Genomic DNA, 15,446 nt, shown 5'->3' with positions numbered 1-15,446 from the left:
GCGCCAATGGACGGTAGGTCTCGATTTCCAGGAGCCGCTGCACCAGCGCTCCGAGATCGTGCGACGTCAACCCGAGGTCGCAGACGAGGATTTTCGTGAAGCCTTTTTCGTCTACGCGGAAGTCTGAAGCGGCAACGGCTGCGCCGCTCTTTGTGGCAACCATGGCCAGGCTATTCTTGTCAAAAATCTGTTCGGCCCGCCTGGTCGGCGAGGCGTCCCGCTCCACTTCTAGCCTGATCGCGACCAGCAACTGTCCGGTCTGACGTAACGCGCGGATCAGCGATCGGACGGTGCCATCAACTTTGTCAAAATGGTCTGCGGCAGAACAATTTGCGTTAGTCCAGATCCAGGTGAACGTTGTAAATTCCGAATGCTGCTCCCAGCGTAGCGTAGCGGGTCCGATGACAATCTGATGAAGTTTCGCCGATTGCTCAGGCGGCGTAAGATTGCGCTCGAGGCAAAAATCGATAAAACGGCAGCGATCGCTTGTGGCCGCCTCGCCCTGTGCAAGAAAAGCGAAGTGGATCACGCTGAAGGGCGAAACAAGGCGCGTGAAGGGACGCGCGTGCACTTCGCCGAGCACAGCGTCGCGTTGCGCGATGTGGCGTGAAGGTTCGCAGATCCAGTTCATCGATCATGTACTGACGCCACTTCAGGGTGAGCAGGCAACCGTCAGCCTTGACGCGGGAGGCAATGGCGGTGCTGGGAAACGGTTGCGCGCGGCTGGGTTGCTGATCAGGTCATGTCGACGATCAATACCGAGGCCGCCTTGGATTCGGGAAAGAGGTCTTGCGGGGGGAGGGTCAGGCCAGGGTGATTGAGACGGAGCAGCCTCATCCAGCTTTCGAATGACGCCATCAACGTATGGTCCGGTGTCTATGGCGACATGCCGGCATTGTGGCTCAATAGGTTTAGCGGTGCGCCAGCAAGCCGTTCCGCGACCTTGGCGGTGGCGCGCGGCTCCGTCCGACGAATGCCTAGATTTACGTGGACATGGTTGTTTGTCTCGGAATCCCACCGACATCGCCCGCCACCGAAGGGGTGCCGCGTGCAAGTGAGGATACGCCGGCCCTCTTCTGAAAGCAGTTATCCGGTGGCATGACCGATGGCGCGCGGGGCCGTGGCGAGCAGGAACTCTTCCGTTCTCCCAGCGTGGTACAGACAAACGACCTCCGGTGCGGCAAGCGCATTGTCGATTGACGGATCGAGGCCCAAACTCGACTCCCATCTTGTTGCCGTCGCCAAACTTCCTGGCGCCGGAGCCGGTGCAGGATTTGGGCCAGCACTATAGAAGGGGCACTCTCGCGTCTTTTTTGCGCAATGTGGCTTTCGAAGACAGTCGGAGGCGGGCTTCAGACATGAGCACGCTTGTATTCTGACAGAATGCGCACGTGGCACAGGCCCCAGGGAAGGGTCTGTTTTCGGCAAGGTGATCGCTCGCCCGACCGCTGCCATTGTTTGAGCGGCCACGCTCTGGTTGGATTTGTCGATACAGAGCCATAGAGTGACCGCGCCCGGACCCCCGGGGCAAGGCTCGGCGGTGGGCTGATAACGTCACGTCGCGTGAGGTTGACTGGATCACGCAGCTGGAGCGCTCTCCTCGCCTTGGAAGCGTCACTCAGAGCAGCACAAGCGTTGCGGCTCGACCGGTTGTCGCAGGGAGGCAGACCCTATTCCGTTCATGCCGTGTTCGGAACAGCGTGCGCACAGCGGCATCAAATGTGAGTTGGCCAAAGAACGCAGGGCTGGCTTAAGTCCATTCGTTACTCTGTCCCGCACACGGACGGGCGCACTTCGTCTGTCCAGACCCGGCTGGTCGGTATCGGCAACCGCCGCAATGCACTCGCTCTGCATCATCTGCCGACTCTTGCTCGCAAAATACGAAAATACCAGGTCGCCGCTACCTGGCCTGCTTAGAGCCCGTAAAGAGCCGCTTTGGTGGCTTGCCGTGGCGCTTTTCGCACACAGTCGTAGCATCTTGAACACCGTGTGAGGACCTGAACGACGCACAAGACGCACTGAGTGGCTAGATTGGCTCGTCTTCCAATTCTCCTCGCTCCAGAAATGCCAGCCAGTATACTCAGAGCACTGGTACGACGCTTGCTTAAGGATGAAGCGAAGTTCCGCCTTCATAGGCAGATTAGCCATGCGAGGCGCCCCGCCAGATCGGCTCCTTAACAAGTGGGTGACTATATGTCCGGTGTCGCCGGTGCGTTTCTCTGCGCTTCAAGCGAACCATCGCCGCGCGTTGTTGATCAGCTGAAGAAAATGATTCCGACACTTGCACTCCGTGGGCAAGCAGGTGTCGTAGTCTCTGCTTTCATGCAAGAGCGTGGGATCCGATACGGAAGGGCGTTTCAATCGAGCGATAATTCAGTGCGCATTGACTGCATCGAACAGGAGCCGCGCTTTCGGCCTCATGTTGCAATCGCGCAGATCCGTAGCGGATCCTGTGGAACTGGGGGTGACGGCGATGTGCAGTCAATTCCTAGCCGCCATTTTGCAATTTCTCTGGATGGCGCCTTGGTGAACGCCCGTGAACTCAGGAGCGAATTACTCGCTCGTGGCCAGCTGATAGACACGAACACAGACGCCGAGCTCTTGCTGAGGTGGATTGAACACTCTTGCGAACGAGAATATTGGCGTCACGGCCTGCCCGTAGACTACGAAGCTATCTTTCGCGAGCTTGATGATCGCATCGATGGTGCCATTAGTGCACTTTTGCTAGATAGGGACGGAGATCTTGTTGCATACCGCAATCGAAGCGGTCTGCGACCATTGGAGACTATGCGAGCAAGTAATGGATTGTTGCTCTTTGCTTCTGAAACTTGTGCCTTCGCAGGCTTGGAAGGTGAGACCAGCCAGCTCTTGCCTGGGAGCATACAGCGCGTGGATGCTAAGACGGGCACCAGCGTTGACCATGCCCTGAACTGCCGAGGACATAAGGCCAAGCTCTGCGCCTACGAAGCTCTCTATTTGGGAAGTCCAAACACGTCAGTCGAGGGCCATTCACATCGCCAAACCCGTTACAACATCGGGCTCTCTTTGGGGAGAATTGTTGCGGAGCGAGTTCAAGCAGAGCCACTCTTGATGCCGCCAATTGTGTCCTCCATGCCAAATACTGGGGGGCCGTACGCCGATGGTCTGTTTGACTCCCTCGCCGAACAGGGTGTGCTTGCCGAGCGTAGTGACGTATTGGCAACCCAATTTCTTGAGCGAACGCTCCTCGGCAGAACCAGCGCCCGGCAATCTCGCATTGCGCGGAAGTATCGAGTGTCGGAACCTACTGTCGCTGGACGGACCGTAATAGTTGTCGACGAGGCCCTCATTCGAGGCGATACCAGCCAAGCCGTCACAAAGATGCTCCTTGCCGCTGGAGCCAAAGCCGTACATTGGGCGATTGGTTCTCCTCCTATAGTTGCTCCAAACTACTACGGCATGGGTATCGATACGCTAGATGAGCTCGCGTTCTGGCAGGCATTGAAGCGGCTGCCGTCCGAACTGCGCGGCCAGTGCCTTCGCTTCCACAGGATGGACCCGCCAGCGCTCAGAATTATTGAGAGCAACATTGCGAACGCGATCCAAGCAGCAACAATAACCTATCTGCCCTTCCGCGCCCTTGTATCCGTACTGGCGAGCAGGCTAGAGCGCATCGATCTGTCACCCTTCACGTTCGACATGCCGACCCCTGCTGGGCGGCAGCGCGCGGGTAGACACTTGGAAGCGTTGCTGGCCGCTCTTCCTGTCAATACCCGTTTGAGGTCAAGATCATGAAACCCGCTCTCGTATTCGACTGGAACGGAACACTGCTCGATGACACCTATGCGCTTCTCGAAACGACCAATGTCATTTTGGACCGCTTTGGTCGTCCGAGCATCGATATAAACACCTTTCGAGAGCATTGTGATGTTCCCCTCTCTCGTCTCTATCATAGTCTTGGAATGTCGCAGCAGGAGGTCGAGGCTGCGGAGCGTGACGAGGGCGCACTGTTCCACGACACATACGAGCCTCTTGCGGATAAAGCCGATTTACGTGAGGGGGCGCGCAGAGTTCTCGGGTTGGCGCGACGAGAATCCGCTCTACTCATCATCCTCAGCAACCACATAGTCGCGCCTCTCCAGTCCCAGCTGAGGAGACTTGGAGTGGATGACTACATCACCGATGTGCTCGCGTTTGAAAGCCGCGCCACGCAGTACAAATCGATGAGCAAAGGAGAGCGACTTCGGCTTTATATGCACAGCCACAACCTGAAGCCGTCATCCACCTTCATCATCGGCGACATGCCCGTCGAGACCGATATTGCACGTGATCTCGGACTGACAAGCATATCTATTACCGGAGGATTTGTTTCGACCTCCCGCCTGCAAGCAGCGCGTCCAGATTACACGATCAACAACCACCACGAGCTGTTGCCCATCCTGCAAAGGCATGGCTTCTTTTCGGGATGCTAAATTATGCGCAAGGGATCATCAGTGAACGCTGCCCCCAAAACGATCAAGCAGAGCATAGGGCTTATCGGAGCGGGACGCATGGGAACGGGTATAGGCATCAGCCTTCTGCGCCAGCAAAGCGAGCTCCACATCAAAGTCAACAAGAACCGGCTCGGTGCTGATCGCCTGACAAGTGCAGGGGCCCGAGAGCATAGGTCGATCGCTGAGTTGGCGCAGCATGTAAGTGTGGTGGTGTTGTCCTTACCGTCCAGCCGCGAAGTTGAGACGGTGTGCCTCGATCACGATGGGCTCTTTGCTCACATGTGCCGAGGAGGTTTGATAATTGATTGCACGACCTCGTATCCTGCCTCGACCATTGCATTGGCTGAAAAGGCGGAAAGGCGAGGTCTAAGCTTTATTGATGCTCCAGTGACACGGAGCCCCGAGCAAGCAGAGCTCGGCCTTCTCAATGCGATGGTTGGATCGGATGCAACACTCTTTCCCGTCGCCGAACGCATTCTTGCGGCGTTTTGCGAGACCGTGATGCATGCTGGAGATGTCGGACAAGGCCACAAGCTCAAGCTTGTTTACAACAGCATGACTATGGGCATCGCTGCGGTTGCCGCTGAGGTTTGCCAATTGGCAGATAGTCTTCAGATTGATCTTGTAACGCTGCGCTCTTTGGTCAGTCGGGGTTCTACTAACAGTGGAATATTTCAAGCCTTCGCGGCCTTTTTGTTGGGAGAGAGACCAGATGCACTGGCAATTTCGATTGCGAATGCTGCAAAGGATATCGAGTGTGCTGTGCGCCTAGCGCGCGAGAGTGCGGTGTGCGTGCCGGTCCTGGATGCTGCCGCGGAGGAATTCAACGTCTCGGTTGTCGCAGGCAAAGGTGAACTGACCCTACCACATTTGGCCCGATCATAAACGCTTGGTGTGAATCCAAGCGGACCATCATTTTGCGTAAATACCGCGACCGGCCCGACCGGAGCCTTGGTTACGAGCTGGGCAATATTGCCAAAGCGCGCCGGGACGATCCGCCCATTAGCACGCCGCCCTTTCTCGACGTGCCAGTCGATGATATCGGGGGCAAGGAGCGATTCACCACTCGGCTCGGTGAGCGGCTTACCCTTTCGGGCGTCATGATCGATGCGACGCCGGCTGCGCGCGACCGCATGAGATCGGCGGCCTTGCACATCGTCCTGGATCAGACCAAAGCCGAAACCTTTCGGCTAATCTCAAAGCCCTCCTTAGCGGCCATGATCGCACGATCGAGATCGTCGCGGAACGCATAAGGGTTTCGCCGATTGGCTGTCCGGTCGCGGTGTTGAGGATCTTGTCCGAGGAATCTGAACCCCCTTCTGTCCAGTCGCCGGCGATGAACATCCTAATACTGTTGGCGTCACTTGTTCCCGGCGCATCATACCCGCACCTCAATGTCCCCAGCGAAGAGCCAGCGGGTTGAGCTCACGCGCAAGCTCGATCAATCCAGCTCTCGTCACGGGATGGATCTGCTCGAGCGGATGCCGCACGGCTTCGCATTTGATCACGCCACCTTCAGCCATCACGCTCTTGGCGGCGCGCAGGCCACATTGGCGGTTTTCGAAATTGATGAGCGGCAGCACCCTTGCATACGCAAGAGCGGCTTCCTGCCTGCAGCCCGCTCTGTGATGATCGAGCACGGGGCCGAGCAGGTCGGGCAACAGCGCGCTTGACATTGTTCCGCTCGCACCGGCGTCGAGGTCTGCCATCATGGTGATCGCTTCCTCCCCGTCAAAAGGACCAATGATGACCTCACCTCCGAGCTTGATCAGACTGCGCAGCTTGGCAGCCGCAAACGGCACCTCGATCTTGAAATATCTGGCGAGCGGCACCTCGCAAGCGAGCCGGACGAGAAACGGGACGGTCAATGTAACGCCGGAGAGCGGCGCGTCCTGGACCATGATTGGAATGCCGGCTGCGTTCGCGACCCGGCCGAAATGCCCGATCATGGCGCCTTCATCCACCTTGAGGCTTGCACCATGATAGGGCGGCATCAGCATGAGGAGGCTTGCGCCACGTTCGGCCGCATAGCGGGCGCGTTGCACCGCAATCTGCGTGCTGAAATGGCTGCAGGTCACCATGACTGGCTTGCGGCCCGCGACATGCGAAAGACAGAGCTCGACCAGAATGTCGCGTTCCTGATCAGACAGCAGGAACTGCTCGGAATAGTTGGCCAGAATGCAGATCCCGTCCACACCTTGGTCAATCATGCAATCGAGAACGCGCCGCTGCCCTTCGAGATCGAGATCTCCAGAGTCCGTAAACGGCGTCGGAGCCACCGGGAACAAGCCGCGATAGATGGGAGTTTTCGCATTTCTCATGTGGAGGATTCCAGACAGGAGGCAGTCAATTGCTGTCGAACTCGATCAGCCCATCGCAAACATCCAAGGAGCGGAGCCGATGCCGTCGAACTTTTTGGACAGATTGACTGGCGTGGCGTCACAAACAAGATTGGTTTGAGGCTTTGCTCGCGTTGGAAGCCTTTCGCGCCTCCTCATTAGATCCAGCCAGGCGGCACCAGATCGGTCAGGATGGCAAGACATTCAAACAGGAAGTAGCTTCCGAAGATCAGCTCGACGTTCTGGGCCGCATCGATATCGCGCACGATCGCCTTTCGGGTGAAGCAGCCGCCGGTGAGCATTCCAGGCGGGCGCGGGTCATCGGGAGCAGTCGGTGTCAGGTATTTCGAGCTCAGCTCAGTAACTGTGTGCTCGGCAAATAATCTATATTTGGCGCCCCCCTCAGGACCAAGTGCGGATGCGAGGCGCAGCGCCGCGGCAGCAGCGATAGCGGTGGCCGCAGTATCCCTGCTGGTGTTGGGGATCGCCGGATCGTCGAAATCCCAGAAGGCAATGAGATCCGCAGGGACATGGTCGATCCACCAGTCAAGAAGGCGGACGGCGTAGTCGCGCCATAGCGGTTCGTCCGGGCGGACCATGGCGGCGTGAGCGGTGTAGAGCATCGCCCATCCCTGCGCCCGGCCCCAGGTGCTGATATCGCTATATCCCTTGTGCGTGTGCGTTCTGAGCACCTTGCCGGTGTGGGGATCGAGGGTGGACGACTGGATAACTGAGTTGTCCCGCCGCACATGGATGTCCAGAACACGCCGCATATGTGCATTGGCAACCTCCTCCATCCGGGCATCGGAAAGCTCGTCCGCGGCCCAATAGAGCAGGCCCGTCGCCTGGAGCGAGTCGATGCTGCTCTCGGCGGCTCCGACTGCGCTCGCCTCCTCGGCATCTCTGCCCAACGGTATCAGTCCGAGATGTGGATCGAACATATCACGAAGCGACCTTGCTGCTGTCAGAGCCACCGCGCGCGCGTTTTCTTCCTTGAACAGGATGCTGGCCAGGGCGCCAGCATGATAGAAGCCGAAGCCCTTGAAGGCCGTAAGCCGCTCGGCACGCGGCAACATTCGGCTTAGCGCAGCACGCGCGTCTTCGATTGGGAACTGGCTGGGATCAGCGAGATGCGCGAGCCAAAGCTCACCGACAAATGCCCCGCCGGTCCAATCACCATCGGGCGTAAACGTCCATTTTCCGTCGGCGGCACTCGCCCAGTGCGGCAAGCCCGAGCGTGCCGTGTCCCGAGTCTCGGCAATGCGCTTCAGCATGCGCTCGCGCGCGGGCAGATATTGGCTTTCCGACATGGCTTCTGGTCCAACATAAAACTCGCCGCGCGGCCCTGGCCTGGCGATAACTTAAAGTTCTTTACCAAGAGATCCTGGGCTGGCGCGAATGGTGAGCGTTCACGCGACTTCCAAGCGTGCTTGGTTGCATCGCTGCCGAGGAGCAAACCTCGTCAGCAGCACCGCAGGGACGAACGCCGCGCGCAAGTTTATGCCCATCACCATGCCCCTCCTGACGCAAGCGCGCTAATTCCGAGAAGTCTCTTTATTCGTTTAGTGATGTGAGTCCGCCGCGCCGATGGCGCCCGTATCATAAAGATCCTTCAATTTCCTGGCGTCATAGCCTAGCTCTTTCAGAATCTCCTCCGTTTGCGCGCCGAGCTTTTGCGGCGGCAAACGCACGCCCGGCTGCTCGCCGTCGTAGCGCACGGGATGGCTGACAAGGGTAATGGGAGCGCCGGTCGCGCCGGTCACGACCTGAAAATTTTTGTTGTGCGCGATCTGCGGATCCGCGACGACGTCGGCATAATCGTTCACCGCAGCGTGCCAAATTCGACGCGATTCGAACAAGACGATGCATTCGTTGGTTGTGCGTTTGGCGACGCTGGCCGCAATCATGGCTGAGGCCTCGTCCCGCCGACGATAGGCATCCTCGTCAGGAATTCGCTGCTCAGCCGGAAGGCCAAGCGCGTCTGAGAGCGCATCGAGCGATCCCAAAGAGATCGCAATGTGTCCATCGCGTGTCGCATAGATGCCGTAAGGAGCGCCGTAGTACCAGCCGGCCACCGGGCCCGGCTGACGGACGTCGTCAGGCCTTTGGCCATTCAGGTAGCAGGTAAAAGATTCCATCTGCAGGTCGAGCGCAGCCGACAGCAGGCTAACATCGACGCGGCAGCCCTGCCCCGTCCGCGCTTTCCTCACGAGGGCGGCCAGGATCCCCGCCGCAAACAAGGCGGCGCCGTGATGATCGATGGCGGAAACGCCGACAGCCCGCGGCCCCTGCTCGCGACTTCCGGTGATCATCGCAAGTCCTGATAGCGCCTGGATCAAGAGATCCTGGCCTGGGCGATCGACGTAGGGCCCGTCAGGACCGTAGCCGGAGGCAGCGGCATAGATGATCTGCGGATTGATCTTCTTTGCATCCTCGTAGCCGAGACCAAGCTTGTCGAGCACACCCGGGCGGAAGTTCTCTGCGATCACATCCGATTTCGCGATCAGTTGCCGGGCGATGACCACAGCTTCGGGTTTTTTCAGATCGAGCGTGAGGCTGCGCTTGTTGCGGTTTCCCGTCAGAAGCAACATCGATTGGCCGTCAACCCGCTTGTCAGCCCCGCCCCATTTCCTCTGAAAGGCCCCTCCGGGCGGTTCCACGGCGATCACGTCCGCACCGAGGTCGGCAAGAAACTGCACGCCGACCGGACCCATCAGAAAGTGATTGAGGCTGAGGACACGAATGCCCTTCAAGAGATCGACCATACATCTTGCTTTCGGTTTTACCTGAAATCGAGCTGCTTGGCTCTCGATTTCTGAAATCGATTTCAGGATTAGGCTGTGCAAGAACCGGAGTCAAGCGAATCAACCAACTTTCGAATGAGATTCGCTTCACCCCGCTCCATCTGCGCATGAGAGGGCTAGAAATAGCGCGGATGGCCCGCATACAGGCCTTGAGAAGGTGGCGCTCGTGATGGTTTAACCGTTTGGAGGGGAGACGCTCTCCTTCTCCTGGTTGACCAACGCAAATGGACAAGAAACCTGTAATCGTGCCAAAAGGCCGCCAGCAGCCGCGCGTGAAGATCGAGGACGTTGCCCGGAAGGCGAATGTGTCGCCGGCGACGGTGTCGCGGGTTCTCAATCACCCCGATATCGTACGGCCGGAGCTTCGCGACAGGGTCATGCGGCATATCAATGACCTGGCCTATACGCGCGATAGCGCAGCCAGAGCATTGAAATCGGGACGCATGCGCACCGTTGGCGTCATCGTTCCGACGCTGGCACTCGGTATCTTTGCAGAAGGCGTGGAAGCGCTCCAGAACCGCCTCAGCGAAAGCGGCTACACGCTGTTCATTGCGAATTCGCAATATGACCAGCGACGTGAATTTCAGGAACTGCAAAGTCTCATTGAACGTGGCATCGATGGAATCGTGCTGGTCGGAGCTTCCCACGGACGGGAGCTGAGGAGCCTGATCGAACAGGCAGGCGTACCCGTCATCACCACCTATGTTGCCAAGGCCGGCGGCGGCATCCCCGCGATCGGAATCGACAACGAAAGCGCCACCCGCGAGATGACGGAGTATCTGCTAAGGCTTGGACACGTCCGATTCGGCGCGATTGCCAACGTTGTTGCTGCGTCAAACGACAGATCCCGCGCCCGGCTCGAGGGAATTCAGCGCGCGCTCTCGGACGCCGGTCTCCCGCTCAAGCCAACCCAGATCGTCAAGGCCGATTATTCGCTAGCCCAGGGCCGTAGTGCCCTTCGTCAACTCCTCACCGATCACCCGGACACGACAGCAGTAATCTGCACCACCGACACGCTTGCCATCGGTGCAATGGCCGAGGCTCGCAAGATGGGGCTGGCCGTACCGGCCACGCTTTCCATCACAGGATTTGACGATGTGGAATTGGCAGCGCAAATGGACCCGCCGCTCACAACAGTCAGTGTTCCGGCGGCAGAAATCGGCCGGGGAGCCGCCGATTATCTCATCAATGCCATTGCCGGAAGTCCTGTCCCGAGAAGTGTCGTGTTGCCGTACCGGCTTGTCATGCGGTCATCGAGCGCCCCGCCGCGGTCCAGCGTCCGTCCCGCCCGTCGCGGGCGCAGTCGAGATCATTGATCGGGCCAAGGTCCTGATAGCTATTTCAGAACCGTAGCCTGGCTTTCGCGTCCCAGGACCCGGTGACGCAAGCTGCTCGCCCCATTTCACTAATCGTCCGTAAGTAGAGTTGGCTGAGCATATGGCGCGCCACTTGCGCGACCGGCAATGGCACAAGAGGCTTCTCAATGCTCGCGTTCAACGTGAACGGAGTGAACGGGCGCGTGGTGGTGACTGGCGCCCAGTTCGTGCAGTCTATGATGCAGGCGATGATGCGCAAGCTCCAGGGCAGCTCGCAGCCGCGAGTGTCGCGCTTCGTCGGACTTGGGAGCGAGCGTGTCCATATAGGCGATCGATCCCTCGATTTGTGCAAGGACCGACACTGCATCCGAGGTGGCAAAGACGGGCATCCCGCCTATTTTGACATATACCGCACTGGTGTGCGCCGCAATGTCGGCCTCGCGTCCGGCGACACTGCCCCGAACGCGCAGTGCGATCCAACATGACTCGCTGATGGGCAGGGAGAGCTGCCCCTTGCACGACAAGCCCTCGCATCGAACCTCGTCGAGGACCGTGCCGTTACGTATGAGCTCCACCCGCGTCGGCGGAACGCTGACCGATTCGATCCGCCAGTCGATCGTGAGGGTGCCGCCTGAACGGGGAAGGGCCACGGTGCCTCCGGGGCGACGTCCTTCAACGGTCATCTCAACCAGAGGCCCGACCGTGATGAACGTGTCCCCGCTGCGCACGGCATCCATCCAGTTGCGATACGTGAAGTCGCGTTCGCCCAGCCGCACATAGGTCCGCGAGCCCCCGAGGAGTGCGGCCGCGTCCATCTTGTCGGAGCCGGCTACCAGCGGTAGATGGTACCCGATGTTGAGGTAGCGATACCAGTCGGCGAGACCAAATGCGCTGATCTGCGCGGTCCGCGGGTTGAACGACATCATTTCGATGGCGTCGACAAGGCCGAGCACAATGTCGGCCGCACGCTCCGCCTGCGGGTTCGGCGCATGCGGCATTACGACCAGCCCCCGTTGCTGACGGCAGCGCTCCGCCCAGTCGGCCATGGTCGCTTCCAGAACATGGCCGATCGCAGCTTCGTTGGACCCGCCGCAAGAGAGCGGATTGATCATCTCACCTTCGTAGCCGAGCAGCGATATGTGCCCCAGAACCTGCATCCGGTTCTCCGTGCCGACCCGAACCAGGAATTCTCCGTCCCCGCCGAAATCCTTTGCTCCGATCGTCGTGCGTCCGTCGAAATCGGCGACGTTGGTGAATAACTCGCCCCACTGTGCGGCGAGCAAGTTGACGACGTTGACACCCTCCGCCTTGCCCTCAAGCAGCGCTGTCTGCGGGCTCAGGAAATGGACGTGCGTATCAGAGCTAACCCATCCCTGTTCGCGCCAGCGCAGCACACGATCGAGCTCAAAGGTGAGATTGTCCGTCGTTGCAGTGATTTCCACGATGGTGCGCAGCGGGCGCACCTCGAAACCCCTGCTGATCTCTACGAACACGGGCCCGAGCGGCAGGTCCGCCTCGCAACTGCCGTCCACGTAGGCGTACTGGTTCAGTCCATTGGCAAACTCGCCCGAGAAGTCCTCAAACCTGCCGGTATTGACCTTGCGGTGATGTCCCTTGGGTGGCAGATACTCCCCGTGCGCACCATGGACATGCAGCCGCGCGGCAACACGCATGCCACTGCCCTTCTCCATGATGCGGATCTTGACCGGCCTTGTGGCCGGTTCGACTGTCGCCACATTGAGCGAGGCGCCGCCTGCGTTACCGCAACCTTCCAACGATCGAAGATCGAACATGTGCAAGCGGCCATCGTCGGAGCGCAGATAGAGCCTTGCGTCCGGATGCGCGGAGTACTCCACGATGACTTCGTTCCCGGAGCGCACGGGCTGCACGTCAACTTTGGCGCCTAGCCAATCCGCTCTGGAGTACTCGAGCACTGCGCGGGCCGAGATGACCGTGCCGAGGTCCATGCCAATCTGCTCGCCTCGATCGTCGACATCGAGCTCGCCAAGCTTGTTCAGATGGACCCCGGGCGGCAGCCTCACCTTCAGCTTGCGACGGCCCTGGAGGCGCAGCGGGTGCTGGGTGAGCGCTGTCGTGGTCACCGCAAAGACAAGCGAGCTTTCCTGTTCCGCGCACAAGCTTAGTGCCGAAAGCTCCTTGTCCGGATAAGGATTCGGGAGCGCGTAAAGCCACAGGTTCTCACCTTGTCGATCCATACGTCCCGATTGGGTGCGGGCCTCGCCCTGGAAGAAGCTTGCCCCCGGCGCTCTGCCGAGTACAAAGTCCTCGCCCGTGCTTGCATGCACGATCGGCGCGCGTAGCGGCAGGGCGGCGAACGCACTCGCACTCCAGGAGATGTGGTTCTGCTGGATCGCGAAGCGGCGCAGCACCGGCACGTGGGTCTCGCTACCGTCGGCGTAGCGGAGCCCGTATGTCGCCACCCGGTCGCCGAGTGGATTACCTTCAACAGGCAGCGTAGCCGGGCCGATCTCTCCGAAACCCTCGGGGCTTGTACTGGGGCGGTCTGCCGCCACTTGCACGAACAGCACATAGCTCGCCATTGTCGGCGGCAACGCAATTACGGCAGGAGGGGCCCCGGGGCGCAGCTCCAGCACATCCGGCCCTGTTTTGCTGCCGAAGAGAAAGGGCATGCCGCGATGGGTCTGGAGCCCGCGAAGCGAATCGATCCAGCCGGTGTCACCTGGGCGGGCGGCGAACCCTTCACCGGCATTTGCGCGCCTGGCGTTGAAACATTGCTTCAAGTCGACAGGCGTGAAGTGCGGCGATGAAGGTGCTTTCATGCTTCGGACTCCAGTTTCAGCAACTCAGTGCCGCGCAAGCAGTCTTGTGAATGACTGCTCGCGCAAGGTCGCTTGCGCCGACCCCATGCTGATACCCAGCATGAAGAGATACGCACGAGCCCTTATGTTTTGCACCTGACGTGGATGCTTTGCGTCCGTCGCGGGCACGGCAAAGCGCAGGGGCAGAGCGTGTTCATTCACCGATGTAGAGGCAGCCGCGCTTCTTGGCGATCTGGTAGACCAGCACGCTCAGGAGCGCGATCAACGATCCGTAGACGGGAAACATCCAGGCGATGTGCTCGCGTTGCAACCAGACCAGCAGATAGGGTGACGTCCCGCCAAACAGAGAGACGCCGAGCGCATAGCCGAGAGCCACTCCGGTGGTCCGCACGGCGCGCGGCATCAGCGTGGTGGCGATGAAGTTATAGAGGGCCATGTTGAAGCCCACGATCGCGCCGCCGAACACCGTGACAAAGAAGAACGTGACGATGCCTTTTTCCGAATAGAGCAGTGTCAGGAAGAAGCATGGGATGAGCAACAGGCGCAGCAGCGTGAACGCGCGCGAGGGTCGCACCTTGTCCGCGAAAGCGCCGATAAGAGGCGCCGTTGACATCCAGATCAGGACCATCAGCGTCATGATCCCGTACACATACGTGCTGTTCTCCTTGAAGACCGTGTTGGCCATGTTGGGCAGACCGGTATTCCAGGCATAGTTGGCGATCTGCACCGACCCGATCACCAGGATGACGGCGAGCAGCGAAAGGCGGACGCTCCATAGCGTTTGCCACACACCGCCAGTCGTTTCCTGAATGCGCGAAGACTCATCTTGCCGATGCATGGCTCGATTGATCAAGGTTTCCGGCACCGTCGTGCGCAGATAGATGATCAAAAGGCCCAGCACGCCACCGACCGCAAAGGGTATGCGCCAGGCCCACTCGCGCATGGCTTCAGGTGCGACCGAGGCGCTCACCAGGAAGGCAACCAAGCTGGATCCAAGGTTTCCCAACTGGATGAATGTGCCACCAATCAGACCGAGGTAGCGTCCCTCCTTTCCAGGGGGCGCCAATTCAATTGCAATGGCGTTGGCGACACCAGCCTCCGCGCCTGTGGCAAACCCCTGAATCAGCCGCATGATCAGCAGCGCTATGGCCGCCGTGACGCCGAGGTCCTTGTAGGTGGGCAACAAGGATATCAAAAGCGAGCAAACCGCCATGGCCGTGACTGAGATCAGCATCACGCGCTTGTGGCTGATGCGATCTGCGACCGGCCCCAGCAAAACCGCGCCCAGCGGCCGAGCGCAAAACCCCGCCCCGTACACGGCCAGCCCTGCCAGCAGCGAGCTGGTGGGATCATCGGAAGGGAAGAAGTGCGGCGAGAGAAACGCTGCCATTACGCCGTAGACATTCCAGTCGTACCACTCCAGCGCCACCCCTCCTCCAAGGCCTGCGGTCATCCGCTTGTTGGCAGTTTGCTTGTCAAGCTGGATGGGTACAGCGCTGGGCTGAGCAATGATGTTCATGGGTCCTCGGGCTCTATTGATGACGTTAATAATTGCGGGTCGCGCGAGAACGAGCAGCCGCTCGTCAGGTCAATTGCGCCCGCCGCGGCAGAGTCGACGAGAGCGGCGGCATCGAGCAGGCCGGACCGCGGAAGCGCAGGCGCAAAAGGTGCCCGGGATGCCCGCGGAAAGCCCGCCTGGCTTCACGTATTTGCG

Annotated in this window: 11 protein-coding genes; 5 read left to right on the top strand and 6 right to left on the bottom strand. The window is 59.6% G+C overall.

The features are described 5' to 3' along the window. Nucleotides 1–631: DUF3422 family protein (locus tag OWC48_RS43065; protein ID WP_282525455.1), on the bottom strand; the 631-nt coding region annotated here is incomplete at its 3' end. 1,562 nt (nt 632–2,193) lie between these two features. Here OWC48_RS43065 and OWC48_RS43060 point away from each other — a divergent pair. Genes OWC48_RS43060 through OWC48_RS43045 form a run of 4 tightly spaced genes read left to right on the top strand, consistent with a single transcriptional unit; the run spans nt 2,194 to nt 5,725 of the window. Continuing rightward, entirely contained in the window at nt 2,194–3,774 is a 1,581-nt protein-coding gene (locus OWC48_RS43060) for a hypothetical protein (RefSeq protein ID WP_282525454.1), read from the top strand. Then, entirely contained in the window at nt 3,771–4,451 is a 681-nt protein-coding gene (locus OWC48_RS43055) for an HAD family hydrolase (protein ID WP_282525453.1), read from the top strand. Before OWC48_RS43060 ends, OWC48_RS43055 begins: the two co-directional genes overlap by 4 nt. Before the next feature lie 3 nt (nt 4,452–4,454). Then, nucleotides 4,455–5,357 carry an NAD(P)-dependent oxidoreductase gene (locus OWC48_RS43050; protein WP_282525452.1) on the top strand — a complete coding sequence of 301 codons (903 nt, stop codon included), beginning with the start codon at nt 4,455–4,457 and terminating at the stop codon, nt 5,355–5,357. Between the two features lie 32 nt (nt 5,358–5,389). Further along, the gene (locus tag OWC48_RS43045; protein WP_282525451.1) at nt 5,390–5,725 is read left to right on the top strand and encodes a hypothetical protein; all 336 of its coding nucleotides are present in this window, start codon (nt 5,390–5,392) and stop codon (nt 5,723–5,725) included. A 138-nt stretch (nt 5,726–5,863) separates the two neighbouring features. On the opposite strand, the gene OWC48_RS43040 is transcribed toward OWC48_RS43045, so the two are convergent. From OWC48_RS43040 to OWC48_RS43030, 3 genes are all read right to left on the bottom strand, one after another. Further along, on the bottom strand, nt 5,864–6,793 hold the full coding sequence (locus tag OWC48_RS43040; protein ID WP_282525450.1) for a dihydrodipicolinate synthase family protein: 930 nt from the start codon (nt 6,791–6,793) through the stop codon (nt 5,864–5,866). 176 nt (nt 6,794–6,969) lie between these two features. Next, on the bottom strand, nt 6,970–8,121 hold the full coding sequence (locus tag OWC48_RS43035; RefSeq protein ID WP_282525449.1) for a hypothetical protein: 1,152 nt from the start codon (nt 8,119–8,121) through the stop codon (nt 6,970–6,972). Nucleotides 8,122–8,373: 252 nt separating this feature from the next. Then, the gene (locus OWC48_RS43030; RefSeq protein ID WP_282525448.1) at nt 8,374–9,576 is read right to left on the bottom strand and encodes a CaiB/BaiF CoA-transferase family protein; all 1,203 of its coding nucleotides are present in this window, start codon (nt 9,574–9,576) and stop codon (nt 8,374–8,376) included. 263 nt (nt 9,577–9,839) lie between these two features. Between OWC48_RS43030 and OWC48_RS43025 the strand changes: the two genes are divergently transcribed. Beyond that, a complete protein-coding gene (locus OWC48_RS43025; RefSeq protein WP_282525447.1) occupies nt 9,840–10,931 on the top strand; it encodes a LacI family DNA-binding transcriptional regulator in 1,092 nt (363 codons plus the stop codon). Nucleotides 10,932–11,095: 164 nt separating this feature from the next. Here the strand turns inward: OWC48_RS43025 and OWC48_RS43020 are convergent, their stop codons facing one another. Next, a complete protein-coding gene (locus OWC48_RS43020; protein ID WP_282525446.1) occupies nt 11,096–13,732 on the bottom strand; it encodes a CehA/McbA family metallohydrolase in 2,637 nt (878 codons plus the stop codon). Between the two features lie 193 nt (nt 13,733–13,925). Next, the gene (locus OWC48_RS43015) at nt 13,926–15,251 is read right to left on the bottom strand and encodes an MFS transporter (RefSeq protein ID WP_282525445.1); all 1,326 of its coding nucleotides are present in this window, start codon (nt 15,249–15,251) and stop codon (nt 13,926–13,928) included. Between the last annotated feature and the right edge of the window lie 195 nt (nt 15,252–15,446).

It is taken from the genome of Bradyrhizobium sp. Arg816 (assembly GCF_029989365.1).
GTDB lineage: Bacteria > Pseudomonadota > Alphaproteobacteria > Rhizobiales > Xanthobacteraceae > Bradyrhizobium.
Note: the sequence above shows the minus strand (reverse complement) of the source record. Positions and strands in the feature narration are given on the sequence as shown.

Bases quoted from the DNA above. Each gene is read 5' to 3' on its own strand.
- OWC48_RS43060 (WP_282525454.1), top strand. From the start codon at position 2,194: ATGTCCGGTGTCGCCGGTGCGTTTCTCTGCGCTTCAAGCGAACCATCG.
- OWC48_RS43055 (WP_282525453.1), top strand. From the start codon at position 3,771: ATGAAACCCGCTCTCGTATTCGACTGGAACGGAACACTGCTCGATGAC.
- OWC48_RS43050 (WP_282525452.1), top strand. From the start codon at position 4,455: ATGCGCAAGGGATCATCAGTGAACGCTGCCCCCAAAACGATCAAGCAG.
- OWC48_RS43040 (WP_282525450.1), bottom strand. From the start codon at position 6,793: ATGAGAAATGCGAAAACTCCCATCTATCGCGGCTTGTTCCCGGTGGCT.
- OWC48_RS43035 (WP_282525449.1), bottom strand. From the start codon at position 8,121: ATGTCGGAAAGCCAATATCTGCCCGCGCGCGAGCGCATGCTGAAGCGC.
- OWC48_RS43030 (WP_282525448.1), bottom strand. From the start codon at position 9,576: ATGGTCGATCTCTTGAAGGGCATTCGTGTCCTCAGCCTCAATCACTTT.
- OWC48_RS43025 (WP_282525447.1), top strand. From the start codon at position 9,840: ATGGACAAGAAACCTGTAATCGTGCCAAAAGGCCGCCAGCAGCCGCGC.
- OWC48_RS43020 (WP_282525446.1), bottom strand. From the start codon at position 13,732: ATGAAAGCACCTTCATCGCCGCACTTCACGCCTGTCGACTTGAAGCAA.
- OWC48_RS43015 (WP_282525445.1), bottom strand. From the start codon at position 15,251: ATGAACATCATTGCTCAGCCCAGCGCTGTACCCATCCAGCTTGACAAG.